The sequence below is a fragment of the Sorangium sp. So ce145 genome, assembly GCF_051525985.1.
Lineage (GTDB): Bacteria > Myxococcota_A > Polyangia > Polyangiales > Polyangiaceae > Sorangium > Sorangium cellulosum_B.
In genome coordinates, this window is sequence record NZ_CP150315.1 from 7297999 (window position 1) to 7316966 (window position 18968).

11 protein-coding genes are annotated in these 18968 nt (G+C 71.8%); 2 read left to right on the plus strand and 9 right to left on the minus strand.

What is annotated here, in order from left to right; translation table 11 throughout:
• Positions 1-7: 7 nt before the first annotated feature.
• The 9 genes from WMF34_RS26825 to WMF34_RS26865 form a co-directional block, all read right to left on the minus strand.
• Positions 8-385: a hypothetical protein gene (locus tag WMF34_RS26825; RefSeq protein WP_437989559.1), complete on the minus strand. Its 378-nt coding sequence runs from the start codon at positions 383-385 to the stop codon at positions 8-10.
• Complete coding sequence (locus WMF34_RS26830; protein ID WP_437979985.1) at positions 366-779, minus strand: hypothetical protein; 414 nt, start codon at positions 777-779, stop codon at positions 366-368. The genes WMF34_RS26825 and WMF34_RS26830 overlap by 20 nt, the downstream gene beginning before the upstream one ends.
• A gap of 284 nt (positions 780-1063) precedes the next feature.
• Complete coding sequence (locus WMF34_RS26835) at positions 1064-3553, minus strand: SpoIIE family protein phosphatase (RefSeq protein WP_437989560.1); 2490 nt, start codon at positions 3551-3553, stop codon at positions 1064-1066.
• A gap of 17 nt (positions 3554-3570) precedes the next feature.
• Positions 3571-3948, minus strand: coding sequence for a hypothetical protein (locus WMF34_RS26840; RefSeq protein ID WP_437989561.1), 378 nt, complete (start codon positions 3946-3948; stop codon positions 3571-3573).
• Positions 3929-4384, minus strand: a complete 456-nt coding sequence (locus tag WMF34_RS26845; RefSeq protein WP_231864259.1) for a hypothetical protein — start codon at positions 4382-4384, stop codon at positions 3929-3931. Before WMF34_RS26845 ends, WMF34_RS26840 begins: the two co-directional genes overlap by 20 nt.
• Before the next feature lie 177 nt (positions 4385-4561).
• Positions 4562-7045 carry a SpoIIE family protein phosphatase gene (locus WMF34_RS26850; RefSeq protein WP_044965849.1) on the minus strand — a complete coding sequence of 828 codons (2484 nt, stop codon included), beginning with the start codon at positions 7043-7045 and terminating at the stop codon, positions 4562-4564.
• A gap of 20 nt (positions 7046-7065) precedes the next feature.
• The gene (locus WMF34_RS26855; RefSeq protein ID WP_012237836.1) at positions 7066-7443 is read right to left on the minus strand and encodes a hypothetical protein; all 378 of its coding nucleotides are present in this window, start codon (positions 7441-7443) and stop codon (positions 7066-7068) included.
• A complete protein-coding gene (locus WMF34_RS26860; protein ID WP_012237837.1) occupies positions 7424-7957 on the minus strand; it encodes a hypothetical protein in 534 nt (177 codons plus the stop codon). The genes WMF34_RS26855 and WMF34_RS26860 overlap by 20 nt, the downstream gene beginning before the upstream one ends.
• 243 nt (positions 7958-8200) lie before the next feature.
• Positions 8201-12784, minus strand: coding sequence for an nSTAND1 domain-containing NTPase (locus WMF34_RS26865; RefSeq protein WP_012237838.1), 4584 nt, complete (start codon positions 12782-12784; stop codon positions 8201-8203).
• Positions 12785-12910: 126 nt separating this feature from the next.
• On the opposite strand from WMF34_RS26865, the gene WMF34_RS26870 reads away from it, so the two are divergent.
• Positions 12911-13492 (plus strand): Uma2 family endonuclease, encoded by a 582-nt coding sequence (locus tag WMF34_RS26870; protein WP_044965852.1) that lies wholly within the window; start codon positions 12911-12913, stop codon positions 13490-13492.
• 333 nt (positions 13493-13825) lie between these two features.
• The gene (locus WMF34_RS26875) at positions 13826-18961 is read left to right on the plus strand and encodes an AAA family ATPase (protein WP_012237840.1); all 5136 of its coding nucleotides are present in this window, start codon (positions 13826-13828) and stop codon (positions 18959-18961) included.
• Positions 18962-18968: the final 7 nt, after the last annotated feature.

Genomic DNA, 18968 nt, shown 5'->3' on the forward strand with positions numbered 1-18968 from the left:
TCTCCGGTCAGGTGTCCTCGATCGAGACCAGCTCCGGAGACATGCGCTCGAGCGCCGCCAGGCTCCGTCTTTGCCATCCCAGCCGTGCGTCCGTGCGAAATTGCACCTTGCACTTCAGCCCCTGGCCCGCGAGCCCGCAGATGAAGCTGATGAACGCTTTCAGGCAGCTCGAGTTGAGAAAGTAAAGAGACCTTATATCGAACTGCACCGCGCTGATGGAGAGGCGCATGACCTCTCCCTGGAGGGCCTTGAGGCAAAGGCCGAGCGGCGGCGCCGCCGCCATGTCGCCCGTGCCGGTGAGCTTGACGCCGAGGGTGTCGTCCCTCAGGGTCGGCTCGATCCCGAAGCTGTCCGTGACGACAGGCTCAACCCGTAAACCGCTCATCTCCCCTCCATCCCGCAACCGGCGCCTGCGCGATGATCGTCAGCCTGCTCCCCTCGATCGTGTAGTCCACGTCGAGCCCGCCCTCCGCGCGCACCCGCGCGAGGCCGAGCCCGGATACCCCTTCTACCATCGCCGTCTCACAGATGAGCTCGTCATAGTGCTTCACAGGATCGCTCGCCGACCTCAGCGCGGAGAGCCGCCGCTCCACCTCGCGCAGCCGCTCCGGCGACGCCTCGTTCCGCGCGCGGATCACGAGGACCCGCGCGCCCTCGCCCCCCTCCAGCGCGAGCTCGATGCTGACCTCCGGGCCGGACGAGTACTTGATGAGGTTCTCGACGAGCTCGTGCGCGGCCATGTAGAACCGCGAGCTCTCACTCTCATCGTCCAGCACCATCCCACAGAAGCTGGACACGAGCCGTAACACCGCGCTAGCCATCCGTTCACTCGGGAAAAACGTGATGCACAAGAACGGTGAAGCGTCCTGGCCCAGTCCGGAAGCTAACACGGTTCACGCAGCGTACGTAATTCTTGCACCGGATCCAATCCCCCTTGGTCGGCCGTGTGCCCATGTAGGCGAGCGAACGATCGCGAGCGCCGCGGCGCGCTGTTCACGGCGTCCGTCTCGACCACGGCGCTCGCCGCTTCGCCGGGCGCGCCGGCCGCGCCTCGACCGATGCGTCAGGGCTGCCGGGGGGCGCGGTACCTCGCCACGACGATCGTGATGTCGTCGTCGGGGCTCGGGCACCACCCCTCGACCTCTTTCAGGATCCTGTCACGAATGACCACGACGGATTCGGTCTGGACGGCCTCGATGGTGGTGCAGAGCCGCTCGAGGCCGAACTGCTCATGGTGGGCGTCGCGCGCCTCGGTCACTCCATCGCTGTAGAGCACGAGGACGTCGCCGTCCTCCAGGACGAACTCGGCGTCTCGCGTCAATTCGTTGATGGATGGCAGCGTGCCGATCCAGACCCCCGAGCTCGGGATGCACACGCAGCGGCGGGTCTTCGCGCGGCACACGAGGATGTCGTCGTGCGCCCCGGCGAACGTCACCCGCCCGCTCCGCTCGTACCGCAAGAGGAGCAGCGTCGCGTGCTCGTCCCGCATCAAGCGGCCGCGGACGTTCTCGTACAGCGCCGCGTTGATGGCCGAGATCACCCTGGCGGGGCTCGCCCTCGGGTCCCTGCGCGTCAGCGCCGAGACCATGCTCTGGATCATCAGCATCACGAGCCCCGCAGCGAGCCCGTGCCCCGCCACGTCGCCGATCCCGAGCCAGCCGCCGTCGGCGGTCGCGAGCACGTCGTAGTAGTCGCCGCCCACCTCGGCGGCCGGCTTCATGACGGCGCAGAGCGAGAGCCCCGCGACCGACAGCCGCTCCGGGACCAGCGTCGTCTGGATGCGCGCCGCGACGACGCTCTCCTGGCGGACCCGCTCCTGCTCCAGCCGCTCGCGCGCCTCCACCTGACGGACCATCTCCCGGTGCAGCGCCGCGGCCTTGGTCGCGGAGCCGATCTGGAGGCGGAGCGCGTCGTAGATCAGCTCGTGCGCGCCGCTGCTGAACACCGCGACACCGAACTTCTCCTCGTCGCCGAACGCGACGGGGAGCGCGATCATGGTCGTGCGCTCCCGGCCTCCCAGGAACCCGTCGGGCGCGAGGCGCCGCGCCGGGAAGCTCGCCGCCGGCGGGTCCACCTCGCGGCCGTCCTCCATCAGGAAGAGCGACCTCATGACACCTCGCTGCGCCTCGGGAGCGTCGTCATACAGCGACACAGCGGCCCGCGATATCCCGAGGACCGGCAGCTCCGACGCGAGCACGCGCTTCAGGCTGGGCAGGCTCAGGCACGTCGAGAAGCTCCGCGCGCTCCAGCTGAGGTACGTCGCCGCGAGCTCCACGGTCAGCCGCCGCTCCCCCTCGACGCGCATCGACGCGCTCGAAATGACCATGCGCGACACGTGCCAGAGCCGCTCGAGGGCATCGTAGAGAGCGACGCCCCCGCCGCCCGACGGCGGCCGGCCGAGCCGCTCCCGGAGCACGTCGATCACGCCCTGGAAGTGATCGAGGATCGCGCCCGCGCGCCCCGCCGCGTCGAGGAGCGCCTCGAGCGCGTGCCGGAAGCGGTTCTCCCGCCCCGCGAGCTCGTCCTCCAGCGCCGACAGGAGCTCGCCAGGCCAGCCATCGAGCGAGCCCGTCGGGATGGCCACGCTCCTCCTGAGCGCGGTCTCCAGCGACTCCCGCCGCGCCGCGACCAGGGACGGCCCGTCGCGCGGCGTCGAGGCCGACGGCGAGAGCGAGGCGCTCGCCTGGACCCGGCAGCCGCACGACTCACGGCACGTGAGCTCGACGTCGAGGAGCGCCATGTCCTCGACGACCTCGCCGTCGAGCATGCGCATCATCGTGTCCATCGCCTGGGCCCCGAGCCGCTTCATGGGCTGGCGAACGGTGGTGAGCGACGGCTTGGAGAAGCGCGCGATGAAGGCGTCGTCGAAGCCGGACACGAGGATGTCCTGCGGGACGCGGAGCCCCCGCTCCGCGAGCAGCTCGATCACGCCGAGGGCCATCTTGTCGTTGGCGGCGACCACGGCGTCGACCTCGACCCCGCGGTCCAGGATGTCGCGTATCGCGACGCGGCCGCTGTCGATCGTGAACGCGCCCACCGCGAAGAGGCGCTCGTCGAGCGGGAAGCCGCGCGCCGCGAGCACCCCCCAGTAGGCGTCGGCGCGCGCCTTGGCCTCCTCGTTGTTGGCCGGTCCGCCGACGTACGCGATGTTCCGGCGCCCGTGGACGTCGATCATGTGCCCGACCGAGAGATCGATCCCGAGGCCGTTGTTCACGATGAGGCTCGGGATACCGTCGATCGCCATCCCGATGCTGAAGACGGGCAGCGGCGCGTAAGCCCGGAAGAACTCGCGCATCCCCTCGATGCCGATGTGATGGCAGAGGGTCGCCGACGCGACGATGATGCCGTCGACCGTCTCCGGGCCGATGAGCTGATAGACGCTGTTCTGGGCCGCCCCCCCCTCGCCGGGCAGCGCGAGCGTCTCTCCGAAGGCGATCACGAGATTGACGTCGTGCGCCTCCGCCGCGCGCTCGATGCCGAAGCGCACCTCGGACTGGTAGTCTCCCCCGACGTAGTCCATCAGGAAGGCGATCGTCCGGCGCTTCTCGCTCATCTCCCGCGGCTCTCGCGTCAGGTATCGGCGATGGAGACGAGCTCCGGAGACATGCGCTCGATGGCCGTCAGGCTCCGCCGTTGCCAGCCCAGCCTCGCGTCGGTGAGGAACTCCACCTTGCACTTCGGCCCCTGGCTCGCGATGCCGGCGATGAAGCTGATGAACGCCTTCAGGCAGCTCGAGTTCAGGAAGTAAAGGGCCCTCACGTCGAACTCGATGGCGCTCACGCGGAGGCGCGCCGCCTCGGCGTGGAGGTCCTTGAGCAGCAAGCCGAGCGGCGCGACCGCCGCCATGTCGCCCGTGCCGGTGAGCTTGACGATGAGGGTGTCGTCCCTCAGGGACGGCTCGATCCCGAAGCTGTCCGTGACGACGGGCTCAACCCTTAAGCTGCTCATCGACCCTCCACCTCCCCACCGGCGCGTGCGCGATGATCGTCAGCTCGTTGCCCTCGATCGTATAGTCCACGTCGAGCCCGCCCTCCGCGCGCACCCGCGCGAGGCCGAGCCCCGACACCCCTTCTACCATCGCCGTCTCACAGATGAGTTCGTCATAGTGCTTCACAGGATCGCTCGCCGTCTTCAGCTCGAAGAGCCGCCTCTCCACCTCGCGCAGCCGCTCCGGCGACGCCTCGTTCCGCGCGGAGATCTTCATGACGCAGGAGCTCTCGCGCTCCTCCAGCGCGAGCTCGAGGCTGACCCTGGGGCCCGAGGAGTACTTGATGATGTTCTCGGCGAGCTCGTGCGCGGCCATGTAGAACCGCGAGCTCACGTTGGCGTCGTCCAGCACCATGCTGCAGAAGCTGGACACCAGCCGAAGCACGCTGTTGGCCATACGCTCGCTCGGGTGGAACGAGATGCATAGAAACAGTGACCCGTTCGGACTCGGTTCGGACACTGACACGATTGGCGCAGCGTACGTGGTTCTCAACCCGGATCCAATCCCTTCTGCTGACACCGACGATAGCGCTCATGTAGGAAAGCGGGCGGCCTCGGGCCACAGTTGCCACAGTTACAGTGTTCGAGGCGCGCTGTACCTGGCCACGACCACCGTGATGTCGTCATCGGGGCTCGGGCACCAGGCCTCGACCTCGCCGAGGATCCGGTCCCGGATCGCCTCGGCGGGCGCGCTCTGGGAGGACTCGATGGTGGAGCACAGCCGCTCGAGGCCGAACTGCTCGTGGTGCGCGTTGCGCGCCTCCGTCACGCCGTCGCTGTAGAGCACGAGGACGTCCCCGTCCTCCAGGACGAACTCGGCGTCTCGCGTCATCGCGTCAATGGCGGGCAGCGCGCCGATCCAGACGCCCGAGCTCGGGATGCACACGCAGCGGCGGGTCTTCGCGCGGCACACGATGATGTCGTCGTGCGCCCCCGCGAACGTCACCCGCCCGCTCCGCTCGTACCGCAAGAGGAGCAGCGTCGCGTGCTCGTCCCGCTTCAGCCGACTGCGGACGTTCTCGTACACCGCCCCATTCACCGCAGAGAGGATGTCCCCGGGGCTGGCGCGCGGGTCGCTGCGCGTCAGGGCCGAGATCATGCTCTGGATCATCAGCATCACGAGCCCCGCCGCGAGCCCGTGCCCCGCGACGTCGCCGATCCCGAGCCAGCCGCCCTCGTCCGTCGCGAGCACGTCGTAGTAATCGCCGCCGACCTCGGCGGCCGGCTTCATGACGGCGGAGAGCTCGAGGCCCTCGACCGAGAGCTGCGCCGGCACCAGCGTCGTCTGGATGCGCGCCGCGACGACGCTCTCCTGGCGGACCTTCTCCTGCTCCAGCCGCTCGCGCAGCTCCACCTGCCGCACGACCTCCCAGTGCAGCGCCGCGGCCTTGACCGCCGAGCCGATCTGGAGGCGGAGGGCGTCATAGACCATCTCGTTCGCGCCGCTGTTGAGCACCGCGACACCGAACTTCTCCTCGTCGCCGAACGCGACGGGGAGCGCGATCATGCTCGTGCGCTCCCGGCCTCCCAGGAACCCTTCGGGCGCGAGGCGGCGCGCCGGGAAGCTCTCCGCCGGCGGCTCCAGCTCGCGCCCGTCCTCCATCAGGAAGAGCGCCTTCATGGTGGCGCGCTGCGGGTCGTGCGCGGTGTCATAGAGCGACACCGCGACCCGCGAGAACTGCATCCGCGGCAGCTCCGACGCCATCATGCGCCGCAGGATGGGCAGGCTCAGGCAGGTCGAGAAGCTCCGCGCGCTCCAGCTCAGGTAGAGCGACGCGAGCTCCACGTTGAGCCGCTGCTGCCCCTCGGCGCGCACGGACGCGCTCCCGATGACGATGCGCGAGGCGTGCCAGATCCGCTCGAGCGCCTCGTCGAGGACCGTGTCCCGGAGGGCCCCGTGGCCCCGGCGGAACTGCTCGCGGAGGAGCGTGATCATGCCCTGGAAGTGCTCGAGGATCGCGCCCTCGCGCCCCGCCGCGTCGAGGAGCGACTCGACCGCGCGCAGGAAGCGGCCCTCGGTCCCCGCGAGCTCCTCCTCCAGCGCCGACAGGAGCAGGCCGGCCCAGCCGTCGAGCGATCCGGCGGGGATCGCGACACTCTTCTCGAGCAGGCGCTCCAGATCGTCCCGCTGGCGGGCGGACGGGAGCGGCGCGCTCCACGCCTTGCTCGGGGGCGCGCCCGCGGGCTCCACCTGGTACCCGCAGCCGCAGGACTCGCGCAGCGTGAGCTCGACCGGGAACAGGTTGTACTCGGGCACCGGCTCGCCCTCGATCATGCGCACGATGATGTCCACGGCGCGCGCGCCGATGCGCTTGATGGGCTGGCGGATGGTGGACAGCGACGGCTTCGCGAAGCGCGCGATGACAGCGTCGTCGAAGCCGCACACGGGGAGGTCCCTCGGGACGCTCAGGCCGTGCGCCTTGAGCTCCTCGATGGCCCCGAGCGCCATGTTGTCGTTGGCGGCGACAACGGCGTCGAACGCGACCCCGCGCCCGATGATCTCCCGCATCGCGGCGCGCCCGGTGTCGATCGTGAAGCTGCCGGACGCGACGAGGCGCTCGTCGACGCGGAGCGAGCGGTCCGCGAGCGCCCTCCGGTAAGCGTCGGCGCGGACCTCCGCCTCCTCGTTGCTCGGCGGCCCGCCGATGTACGCGACGCGCTGGCACCCGTGGTCTTCGACGAGGTGTCCGACCGAGAGATCGAGCCCGAGGCCGTTGTCGACCACGAGGCTCGGGATGCCGTCGATCGCCATCCCGAGGCTGCAGATCGGCAGCGGCGCGTAGGACCGGCAGAACCGCTTCATCCCCTCGGTGCCGACGTGGTGGCAGAGCGTCGTCGAGGCGACGATGATGCCGTCGACCGTCTCCGCGCCGATGAGGTGATACATGCTGTTCTGGGCCGTGCTGGCCGCACCGGGCAGGGCGAGCGTCTCGCCGAAGGCGATGACGAGATTGACGTCGTGCGCCTCGGCGGCGCGCTCGACCCCGAAACGCACCTCGGACTGGTACTCGCCTCGTACGTAGTCCATCAGGAGGGCGATCGTCCGGCGCTTCTTCATCGTGTCCTGCGGTCCTCGCTTCAGGCGTCCGCGATGGAGACCAGCTCGGGGGACATGCGCTCGAGCGCCGTCAGGCTCCGCCGCTGCCACCCCAGCCTCGCGTCCGTGAGGAACTGCACCTTGCACTTCAGCCCCAGGCCCGCGAGCCCGCAGATGAAGCTGATGAACGCCTTCAGGCAGCTCGAGTTCAAAAAGTAAAGAGACCTTACGTCGAACTCCACGGCGCTCACGGAGAGGCGCACCACCTCCGCCTGGAGGGCCTTGCAGTAGGAGCCGAGCGGCGCGGCCGCCGCCATGTCGCCCGTGCCGGTGAGCTTGACGCTGAGGGTGTCCTCCCTCAGGGTCGGCTCGATCCCGAAGCTGTCCGTGACGACGGACTCAACCCTCAAGCTGCTCATCTCCCCTCCATCTCCCAACCGGCGCGTGTGCGATGATCGTCAGCTCGTTCCCCTCGATCTTGTAGTCCACGTCGAGCCCGCCCTCCGCGCGCACCCGCGCGAGGCCGAGCCCCGACACCCCTTCTACCATCGCCGTCTCATGGATAAGCTCGTCGTAGTGCTTCACCGGATCGCTCGTCGTCTTCAGCTCGAGCAGCCGCCTCTCCACCTCGCGTAGGCGATCGGCAGAGGCCTCGTTCCGCGCGCGGATCTTCAGGATATAGGAGCTCTCGGCCTCCTCCAGCGCGAGCTCCAGGCTGACCTTGGGGCCCGTCGAATACTTGGTGATGTTCTCGGCGAGCTCGTGCGCGGCCATGTAGAACCGCGAGCTCACGTTCGCGTCGTCCAGGATCATCCCGCAGAAACTGGACACGAGCCGCAGCACCGCGGTCGCCATGCGGTCGCTCGGGAAGAACGTGATGCACAGGAACAGCGATGCATTCAGGTTCGGTTCGGACGCGGGCACGATTGCCACAGCCTACGTCGTTCCCGCAGCGGAGCCAACGCCTTCTCTCGGGCGAGCGCGATCGCGCGGGTGAGGGCAGGCCCTACAATACGGCGCGACGGCGGGCTCTGGCTTTGACCTGGCGCGTCGACCGCGGTCCTTCACTGACGCGCGCCTTCACTGGCGCGCGGCCTCACGGCCGCGGTCCTTCACTGGCGCGGTCCTTCACTGGCGCGCGGCCTCACGGCCGCGGTCCTTCACTGGCGCGCGGCCTCACGGCCGCGCGACGAGCCGCTTGCCCTGGGCCCTCAGGTTCGACACCGCCTCTCCCACGCGCTGGGCGAGCGGCAGGCCCCGGGGCACCACGAGGCCGGTCGCCCCGCCCACGCGGCCGAAGGACCATGAGAGCACCGAGCCGTCGGCGTCCCAGGGCGCGAGCCGCTCGCGGCCGTCGGACGGCATGGCGCCGACGATCTCGTGCCGCTCCAGGTCGAGCGCCGCGATCCGGTCCGCGGACGAGAGCAGCAACGTCTTGCCGTCGGGCGCGGCGGCGATGTCCTCCCACTCCGCCCCGCTCACGCCCTCGAGCACCCGCTCCGTGAGACCGGCGCGGCGGATCACGACGACGCCCGTCGCGTCCGCGAAGGCCGCGTCCCCCGGCAGGGGGCCGTCCGCGATCGCGGTCGCGCGCGGCGTGGCGTACCCGAGGACCCGCACCTCGCCCCGCGCCTCGTCGATGCGCGCCAGCGCGCCCGAGCTGAACGAAAGCCACAGCCCGGGGCCGACGTCGCCGCGCGCGGCGCTCGGGCGCGCCTCGTAGACATAGCCGTCGGTCACCGCGATCGTGCGGGACGACAGGTCGCGGAGCGACGTCGCGACGACGTTACCGTCGAGCTCCTGCGTGAACAGCGTCCGGCAGGCGGCGTCGACGCCGAGCACGAGCGCCGGCGCCCTCGGCACCACCTCCACCGTCGCGCCGGTCGTCGCGTCGAACAGCGTCCACACCCCCTCGTCCCGCCGGTACGCCATGAGCCGGCCGTCGTCGCAGGCGCGCAGCAGGTGGCCCCGCCGCGCGGCCGTGCGGCGCCGCGAGCCCTCGTCGTACAGGCGCACCTCGCCGCCGATCTCGAAGGCGACGACGCCCCCGCGCCGCAGCGCGGCCGCGGCCGAGGCGGCCGCGCCGCGCACCTCGGGGCTCCCCTCCGGGTCGAGCCCCTCGAACCCGAGGAGGCGCTCCGCGGCGGGCGCGCCCGGGCTGAACAGGACGAGGTCGCGCGTGAGCACGCGCCGGTCCGGCAGCCGCCACCCGCCGAGGAGCGCGTGCGGGCCGACGTCGCGCTCGGCGATGTCGGCCATCTCGCCGCGCGCGCGCAGCGGCCGCGGCGCGCCCTTGCCCGGGGACGCCTCGCACGGCGAGCCCTCGGGCGGCGGATCGCCCGCGGCGCGACCGCCCTTCCGGAGGTAGTGCCAGACGCTGCCGCCGCCGCCGCACACGCCCAGATCGAGCCCGCCGGCGTCCCAGCGCGCCGACGCGGGCGCCGGATCCGTGTCGAGCTCGAAGAGCGGCGCCTCGGGCCGGTCGAGGGCGTAGATCGACGTCCTGCTCTGCTGCACGAGCGCGATCACGGGATCGCGCGGGCTGAAGCGGCCGAGCACGGCGGGCGCGCCCAGGGTGATCTCGGCGCCCGCGCCGCCGCCGGGCCCCCAGAGCAGCGCCCTGCGCCCGAGCACCGCCGCCACGCGCGCGCCGTCGGGCGAGACGCCGAGCACGTTGCCGCGGAACGGGTGCCGATCGACCGCCTCGGCGCCGCCGCCGCGCCGCATGTCCCAGCGCGCGATCCCGCCGTCGGTCGAGCAGGCGAGGACGGGCGCCGCCTCGGCCGCGTGGACGGCGCTGCTGCAGCGCACCGGCGCGACCGCGGCCAGCGCGACGGTGCCGCCCTCCCGCAGCCGGAAGACGCGGACCTCGCCGGTGACCGAGCGCGTCGCGAGCGCCGTGTCGAACGCGAACGGCACGCGCTCCACGTGCGGGGCGTCGTGCGGCCGCAGCGCGAGGACGCGCGGCGATTTGGCGCGCTCGATGCTCTCCGGGTCGGCGTCGAGCGCCACGTCGTCGATGACCTCCGGGTCGGGCGGGCGCAGGTCGGCGACGAGCAGCGAGCCCCCGGGGCCGCCGGCGATGACCCACCGATCGTCCCACGGCAGCGCCGGCCCCACCACGCCGTCGACGGTCAGGAAGCGCGCGCGCGGCAGGCCCACCGCGGCCGACGCGAGATCGAGCGGCAGCGCCGCGTCGTCCGCGCGCCGCGCGAGGGCCGCGGCGATCCACGCGGCGCGGTGGTACGGGTCCTCCGTGCGGCGCGCCTTGCCGATGAGCTCGGCGAGCTCGGCGCGCTCCTCGGCCTCGCGCGCCTTGGCCTCGGCCTGCGCCTGGCGCGCCGCGACCCACCGCTCGGCCACGAACGCCGAGGCGACGGTGAGCCCGAGCGCCAGGGCCGCGCCGATCTTCTTGGCGCGCTGGGCGCGGGCGCGCCGGAGGCTCTCCCGCACGAGCGCCTGCTCGCGCCGCGGCAGCCGCGAAGCCAAGGCCGCGCTCTTGCGCACCTGCTCGAGCAGGTCGCGGCGCAGGAGGAGATCGGGGCTCTCGCCGGAGCGATCCCACACGTCGGCGGCCTCGCGGAGCCGCTCGAGCAGGATGAGCCGCTCCATGTGCAGCGCGCGGGTGGCGGCGGCGTGCGGCCAGCTCGAGACGAGCGACTCGTGGGCGAGCTCCACGGACCTGTCGCGGCGGACGAGGAGGCGCGCGCGCTCGAGGGCGCCGAGGACGCGGTCGACATCGTCGGGCGGCGCGGCGACGGCCTCGGCGAGCTCCGCCTCGGCCCAGCGGACGCGCGACCCGTCCATCGCGCCGAGCCGGAGCAGCGCCTCGTCGGCGATCGCGCGGTCCTCCGGGGCGAGGGCGGCGAGGGCGGCGTCGGCGTGCCGCGCGAGGGCGCCGCGCACGCCGCCGAGCTCCTGCCAGGCCTCGCCGCTCAGCGCGCCGCGAAGGGCGCGCGCGCGCTCCCACCACGCCGCGAGGGCGAGCGCGATGAACGAGAGCGCCGCGCCGCCGCTCCGGAGCTCGCGCTGCGCCTCGGCCGCGACCTGGGCGAACCCGCGCACCTCGGCGCCGGCGAGCTTCGCCGGGCCCGCGACGAGGTCCTTCACGGCGGCGGCGGCGGGCAGCCCCACGTAGCGCAGCGCGGCCCGGAGGCCCTCGCCGGCCGGGGTGGCGAGGAGGGCCGCGGTGCGGTCGTCGGCCTCGTCGAGCACGCCGATGAGCCGGAGGCCTCGCCGCGGCTCGCCGGTCGCGAGCGCGCCCACGAGGGCGGCGAGGCGCCCGCCGCCGAGGGGCGCGATCGGGTCGACGATGAGCGCGACGCCGACGGCGGACGCCATGCAGAACCTGGTGAGGGCGTCGAGGTCCGCGGCCTCGAGCTCCGGCGAGACGGCGGCGAGCGCGCGGGCGAGGGCGCCGTCGGGGTCGTCGCCCGGGCTGAGGCGCGCCTCGATCCAGTCGTCCTTCTGGTCGACGTGGCGGCGCGCGAGGTGGGGCACGAGCCCCGCGGAGGCGAGCGAGCTCTTGCCCGATCCGCGCGGCCCCTGGAGCACGACGCACGGCTCGAACTCGAGCTCGCGCCCGAGGCGCGCGGTGTCGTCGTCGCGCCCGAACAGGAGCCCCTCGTCGGTGGACGAGAGCGCCGCGAGGCCCCTGTAGGGCCGATCGGGGACGCCGTGGGGCCGCTCCCAGACCTCGTCGATCAGCTGCGTCAGCTTCCCGGGCGCGACGCGCCGGTGCGCAGGATCGACGGACAGGAGCCGCTGGAGGAGCGCGACGAGGCCGCGCGGCAGCCGCGCGGGGTCGCGCTCGAGGTCGCGCATCGCGCCGCGCAGGGTCGCGGCGCGGAGCTCGGTCCACCAGGCGGAGACGCTCGCGGGGTCGGAGCAGTCGTCCGGCTCGTCGGGCACGGCGTGCGGGAGGCGCCCGGTGGCGAGCTGCGCGATGCAGACGGCGAGCGCGTAGGCGTCGGTGGCGGCGGTCGGCTCGGCCATCTCGAGCACCTCCGGCGCCATGAAGCCCGGTGTTCCGATGACGTTGCGCGCGGCGGCGGGGCTGTCCGCGCCGGCGAAGGCGCGGCGCGTGGAGGCGTAGACGTCGCGCTCGGCGAGGAAGGCCGCCGTGCCGAGGTCGCTGCCGCCGCTGTCATGGCCGCCGCCGACGGCGGCGGCGGGGGCGCGGGAGACGGGGGCGCCCGCGCGCCGCGAGATGCCGAAGTCGAGGACCTTGAGGGCGCCGTCCTGGGTGAGGAACAGGTTGGCGGGCTTGAGGTCGAGGTGGACGACGCCGCGCGCGTGGATGACGTCGAGCGCGCCGGCGACGTCGCGGGCCCAGGCGACGACGCGGCGCCAGGGGATGCGGCGGCGGAAGCGGATCAGGTCGGCGAGGTTCCGGCCCTCGAGGAGCTCCATCGAGACGAACGGGGTCTTCGGCGCGCCGTGGAGGATGCCGGCGGCGTAGATGGTGACGAGCGACGGGTGGCGGAACGAGGCGAGGAGCTTGGCCTCGTCGGCCCAGTCGGCGGCGTCGGCGAAGTCCGAGACGAGCAGCTTGAGGGCGACCTCGCGGAACGGCGCGCCGTCGGGCAGGAGCTCCTCGGCGCGCCACACGTCGCCGAAGCCGCCGCGGCCGAGGCGGACGCGGAGCCGGTAGCGGCGGTCGAGCACGTCGCCGGGGGCGTGCGCGAGCCCGCCCGCGGGCATGGGCACCGGGCCCGGATCGCGGGAGGAGCTCCCCTCGTCGACGAGCGTGCGGTCCATCGCGAGACGACGGTATCACCGGCGCGGCGAGAGGTGGACGGTCCCGCTCACCGCGGTCCCCGGCGCCGCGGCGGTCCGCCCGGCTGCGCGTGGACATCGGAAGCCCGGCGCGCGACACTGCCGCACATGGGAGAAGCGGCGCCGCGAAGGAAGCTCTCACCGGAAGAGTACCTCGCTCTCGAGCGCGCATCGGAGGCGAGGCACGAGTACGCCGGCGGCGAGCTCTTCGCCATGTCTAGGGGCACGTTCGAGCACAGCGCCATCGCCGCGAACATCGGCCGACTGCTCGGCAACGCGCTGGGCGAGCGTGGATGCGTGGCGCTCAACTCCGACATGAGCATCAAGATCCCCGCCGCGGATCGCTACGTCTACCCGGACGGCTCGGTCGTCTGCGGCCGCCCCGAGTTCGAGGACGAGCGGCGCGACACGCTCCTGAACCCAGTCCTCGTGATCGAGGTGCTCTCCGACTCGAGCGAGGCGTACGATCGCGGCGACAAGTTCGCGCATTACCAGACCGTGGCGTCGATCCGAGAGGTCGTCCTGGCGTCACAGAAGGCACCTCGCATCGAGGTGTTCGCGCGCCAGGCCGACGGGAGCTGGGTGCTCCGGGTCTATGGCCCCGGCGCCCGGGCTGCGCTCTCGTCGGTGGGGTGCGAGCTCGGCGTGGACGACGTGTACCGGGGCGTGCTCGCGGCCGCCAACGTCTGAATCCGCGGTTTCAGCGACACCGCATCGAACCGATCCACCAGCGCTGTAGCGGGAGTCGCCCCGGTTCACGACGAAAACCGCAGTGGCGCCAAGTTCGCCAATTCGCTCCATTCCCGCACGGAACGCCCGTGGAGACGCCCCGAGGACGCCGCGCGAGGTCGCGAGGAGCGCTGAGCGTGCTGAGCGCCGCCAGGCTGGACTTCCATGCCTTGCCGCGTATTCTGCCGGCGGGCGGGTCTCTGTCCGACGGGGGGACGGCCGATGCTCGAGCTGATGTGTGGGGGGCGTCACGCTCCTTTGAATGGCTGACGCGGAACACGGGGTCTTGCTGCAATGATCGATCTATCGGGTCATACGCTGTTCGAGAGGGTCTACGAAGGCGCCGAGACCGTGCTGTACCGCGGCCGCCGGAACGAGGACGGCGCGCCGGTCGCGGTCAAGGTGCCTCGGTCCGAGTTCCCGACGGCCAGGGATCTCGCGCGGCTGCGGCGCGAGTTCGCCATCCTGCGGGACGCGGGCGAGGTGGCCGGCGTCGTCAAGGCGCACGCCATCGAGAAGTGCGGCAGAGGCCTCGCGCTCATCATGGAGGACCTCGGCCCTTCCTCGCTGCACGCCGTCCTGAAGGCGCGCAGGCTCGACGTGGGCACGGCGCTCCGCACCGCCATCGCGCTCGCGGGCACCCTCGACACGCTCCACGGACTCCGGATCATTCACAAGGACATCAAGCCTCACAACATCCTGATCGACGAGGAGACGCAGAGCCCGCGGCTCGTCGATTTCGGCATCGCGGCGCGCCTCTCGAGGGAGACCCCCGAGACGGTCCCGCCGGACGCGCTCGAGGGCACCTTGTCGTATATCGCCCCTGAGCAGACTGGCCGCATGAACCGGAGCGTGGATCTGCGCGCCGATCTCTACTCGTTCGGCGTCACGCTCTACGAGATGCTGACAGGGGCCCTCCCCTTCCAGGAGGGCGATCCCACCGCGCTCATTCACAGCCACATGGCGCGCATGCCGACGCCGCCGCACGAGCGCGCGCCGGGGGTGCCCCGCGCGCTGTCGGACGTGATCGTGAAGCTCCTGGCCAAGATGCCGGAGGACCGATACCAGAGCGCCCGCGGGGTCAAGCTCGACCTGGAGGAGTGCCTCCGGCGGTGGGAGGCGACGGGCCGCGCCGATCCGTTCCCGCTGGGCCAGCACGACCGGCCGCTGGATCTGCGCGTTCCTCAGCGGCTCTATGGCCGGGATCACGAGGTGAACGTGCTCCTGTCCGCCTTTCAGCGGGCTCGCCGGGGCGCGGCCGGGCTGGTGCTCATCTCGGGCTACTCCGGCGTCGGCAAGACCACGCTGGTGAACGAGATCCACAAGCCCATCGCCCGTCATGGAGGGTATTTCGCGAAAGGGAAGTTCGATCCGATCAACCGGGACGTCGCGCTCGCGTCGGTGGCGCAGGCCTTCCGCGAGCTCATCCGGCAGGTGCTGACGGAGTCGGCGGCGGCCGTCGAGGCGTGGAGGCGCAAGCTGCTCGCCGCGGTCGGCGCGAACGGGCAGCTCCTCATCGAGCTGATCCCGGAGCTCGAGCTGATCCTCGGGCCTCAGCCGGCCGTGCCGGAGCTCGGGCCGACCGAGGCCCGGAACCGCTTCGATCTGCTGGTGCAGCGTTTCCTGCGGGTCTTCGCCGCGCCGACCCACCCGCTGACCCTCTTCCTCGACGATCTGCAGTGGGCCGATCCGGCGTCGCTCAGGATCCTCGACCGCCTCCTCACGGACGTGGAGGGCAACCATCTCCTGATCATCGGCGCCTATCGGGACAACGAGGTGGACGCCGCCCACCCGCTGCACGCGACGCTGGGTGAGCTTCGCAAGTCGGGCGTGGCGATCGCCGAGCTCACGCTCAAGCCCCTCGACATGCCGACGGTCACGCAGATCGTCGCCGACACGCTGAGCGCGCGGCCGCACGCGGTCGCGCCGCTCGCCACGCTGGTCTTCGAGAAGACCGAGGGCAACCCCTTCTTCCTGGGCCAGCTCCTCGGCGTGCTCCACGACGCGGGGGCGCTGTGGTTCGACGCGCCCTCGGAAGCCTGGGCATGGGACGAGGCGCGCGTCCGGGAGGCGGTCGCCGCGGACAACGTGGTCGACCTCATGCTCGACAGGCTGCACCGGCTCCCGCCGGCGACGCAGCGCGCGCTGAAGCTCGCGGCGTGCCTGGGCCACACGTTCGATCTCACCACGCTGGCGGCCGTCCACGAGAAATCGCCCGCCGCGACGGCCGCCGACCTGTGGGACGCGCTGCGCGGGGGCCTGATCGTGCCACGGGACAGCGCTTATCGCTTCTTCGACGAGAGCGCGGACACCGAGCCCTCGGCCCCGCAGGAGATCAAGGTATCCTACCGGTTCCTGCACGACCGGGTGCGCCACGCGGCCTATTCGCTGGTCGAGCCCTCGCGCAGGGAAGCGCTGCACCTGGCGATCGGCCGGCTGCTCCGGGCGCGGGCCGGCGAGACGCCGCCGGACGAGGACCTGATCGAGATCGTCCGCCACCTGAACCTGGGCGCGCGGGGCATCACCGACGAGGTCGAGCGGCTGGCCCTGGCCCGGCTCAACCAGCGGGCGGGCAGGGCGGCCAAGATCAGGACAGCCTATCGGGCGGCCGCAGATCACTTCAGCGCGGGGATCGAGCTCCTCGGGGACGCGCGCTGGGAGCGCCACGAGGAGCTCTGCTTCACGCTCAGCCGCGAGAACGCGGAGTGCGTGTACCTGAGCGGCGCGCCCGAGCGGGCCGAGGAGCTCTTCACGTCCCTCATGCCCCGGGCGCGCTCGAACGTGGAGCGGGCGCAGCTCTACAGCCTGCGCGTGCTGCTCCACGTGACGCTGGGGAACCTCGCGGACGCGGTGCGCCTGGGCGGCGAGGGCATCGGCATTCTCGGCTTCACGCTGCCGAGCAGCGAGGCGGAGCTGCAGGCGCGCGTCGGGGCCGAGCTCGCCGAGGTGAACGCGAACCTGGCGGGCCGGCGCATCGAAGACCTGATCGACGCGCCGGTGATGGACAACCCGGAGCAAAGGGCGCTCGTCCAGCTCCTCAGCGATATGATGGGGCCGGTCTTCTGCCTGAGGCCGGAGCTTTACCCGCTGTTCGTCCTCAAGCAGGTCAACATCTCCCTGCGGTACGGCCACGCGGACGTGTCCGCCGTCGCGTACACCTCGTATGGATTCCTTCTCGCGGTCTTGCAGGGGCGGCCCGCGGACGGCCATGCGTTCGGCCGCCTCGCCATCACCTTGAGCGACAGGTTCGCGAACGCCGCTCTGGCCGCCAGGGTGGACTACGTCTTCGCCACGTACTCCCACCTGTTCCACGACGTGCGCGACGGGATTTCTCGCTTCCTGCAGGCGCGGAAAGGGCTGCTGGAATCGGGCGACTTCGCCCATCTCAGCAACGTTTGGAACTGCGTGACCAGCAACATGTTCACCGCGGGCTATCCGCTCGAGGAGCTGCGCGAGGAGGTGGAGCGAGGCCTCGTCGTGTTACGGCGAACCGGGGACGTCAGCGGGACAGCCGTGATGACGCTCATGAGGCAGGCGATCGCGAGCCTGCAGGGGCGGACGCGGGCCCCCGACAGCCTGAGCGACGACCAGTTCGACGAGGGCGAGTTCGTCGCGCGCCTCAAAGAGAGGGAGTTGATCGCGGGCCTCTTCTTTTACGCGCTGCTCAAGCTGCAGCTTCCCTATCTGTACGGCGATTGCGAGAGGGCCGCGGCGCACGCCGCGGACGCCGAGGCCTACGGCGCCGGCATGCTCGGTTTGTATCAGCCGACGAAGCTGCATTTCTACGCGTGCATGGCGTTCCTCGCGCTGCCCGCCGCGGCCTCGCCCGACGAGGCGGAGCGCCGCGCGCGGACCATCGCCCGCCACAAGGAGCGGATCGCGGGCCTCGCGGCGAGCGCCCCCATGAACTTCCAGCACCTGCTGCTGCTCATCAAGGCCGAGGAGGCGCGCGTCGCCGGCGATCAGCTCGAGGCCATGGGCCTTTACGACCGGGCGATCTCCCTGGCCCGGGAGAACGAGTTTCCTCACGACGAGGCGCTAGCGAACGAGCTGTGCGCGAAGCTGCACCTCCACGAGGGCAGGACGAAGGTGGCGCGCGCGTACATGGCGGACGCGTACCTCGGTTACCGGCACTGGGGAGCGACGGCCAAGGCGGACGCGCTCGCGCGCGATCACGCCGCGCTGCTGCCCTCGTCGAGCGACAGCGTGCCGATCTCGTCCATCCCCTCGGCGACGTCGGGCCCGGCGCACGCGGGGACCATCCTCGGCCGGACGACGGTCGGCAACCTGCGGGACGCCGCGCTGATCGTGCGCGCCGTGCAGGGCATCGCCGGCGAGACGGAGCTCGAGCGGGTGATCGAGCGCCTCGTGACGCTCGTGCTCGGGAACTCCGGCGCGCAGCGGGGGGCGCTGGTCCTGGAGCGGGACGGGCGGCTCTTCGTCGAGGCGACCTTCGGGGTCGAGCCCGGGACGCTCGCGCTCGGGCCGAGCGAGCCGCTCGATACGCGCCCCGATCTGCCGCACAAGGTGGCGCTGTTCGTCGCGCGCACCCGCGAGCCGCTGGTCCTCGACGACGCCAGCGCCGACGCCCGGTTCTCCGACGATCCGTGCATCCTCGGGCAGGGCACGCGATCCGTCCTGTGCCTTCCGCTGCTCCATCAGGGCCGCATGAACGGCGTCCTTTACCTGGAGAACAACGCCGCGAGCAGGGCGTTCAACGCGAGCCGCGTCGAGCTGCTCGGCCTCCTGTCGTCCCAGGCCGCGATATCCATCGAGAACGCGCTGCTCCTCTCGGGCATGCGGGAGGTGAAGGAGCAGGTCCAGAACGCCAACCGGCGGCTCGAGGCCGAGGTCGCGCAGCGCACCGAGGAGCTCCAGCGCTCCAACGCGCAGCTCAGCGCGAGCAACGAGCGCCTGAAGATCGAGCTCACGCAGCGCGAGCAGGCGGAGCGGGAGCGGGCCGCGCTGCAGCGGCAGATGTTCGAGGCGCAGCAGACGAGGCTGGCGGAGCTCTCGACGCCGCTCATCCCGATCACCGACCAAATCATGGTGATGCCGCTCATCGGCACCATGGACGCCGCGCGGGCGGCCCAGGTGCTGGAGGTCGCGCTCGACGGCGCCCAGCGCCACCAGGCGCGCGTCGTGATCCTGGACATCACCGGGATGAAGCACATCGATACCCAGATCGCGCAGACGCTCGTGGGGACCGCCAACGCGCTGCGGCTGCTCGGCACGGAGGCCGTGCTCACCGGCACGCGCGCCGAGGTCGCCCAGGCGATGGTGGGCCTGGACATCGAGCTGAAGTCCATCGTCACCATGGGCACCCTTCAGAGCGGTATCGCCTATGCGCTCCGCCGCGCCGGACAGTCGGCCGGGAGGAGCGCGCCGCTGTCCTCGGGGCCAGCCCGCGCGCGCCCGCCGGCGAGGTGAGGTCGGA